General features: G+C 59.6%; 1 rRNA gene. It reads right to left on the reverse strand.

The window, feature by feature from the left end:
- Positions 1-17: 17 nt before the first annotated feature.
- Positions 18-507, reverse strand: a 16S ribosomal RNA gene (locus HMPREF9441_RS02905); the annotation flags it as partial.

Here is a 507-nt window from a genome sequence, read left to right on the forward strand (position 1 = left end):
ACAGGAAGACGCTCCAGAAAGGAGGTGTTCCAGCCGCACCTTCCGGTACGGCTACCTTGTTACGACTTAGCCCCAATCACCAGTTTTACCCTAGGCCGACCCTCGCGGTCACGGACTTCAGGCACCCCCGGCTTTCATGGCTTGACGGGCGGTGTGTACAAGGCCCGGGAACGTATTCACCGCGCCATGGCTGATGCGCGATTACTAGCGAATCCAGCTTCGTGGAGTCGGGTTGCAGACTCCAGTCCGAACTGAGAGGGGTTTTAGGGATTGGCCAACCGTCACCGGACAGCGGCCCTCTGTACCCCCCATTGTAACACGTGTGTAGCCCCGGACGTAAGGGCCGTGCTGATTTGACGTCATCCCCACCTTCCTCGCATCTTACGATGGCAGTGTCCCCAGAGGGCCCGGCATTACCCGATGGCAACTGGGGAGAAGGGTTGCGCTCGTTATGGCACTTAAGCCGACACCTCACGGCACGAGCTGACGACAACCATGCAGCACCTT

Origin of the sequence: Paraprevotella clara YIT 11840 (assembly GCF_000233955.1) — a bacterium.
Lineage (GTDB): Bacteria > Bacteroidota > Bacteroidia > Bacteroidales > Bacteroidaceae > Paraprevotella > Paraprevotella clara.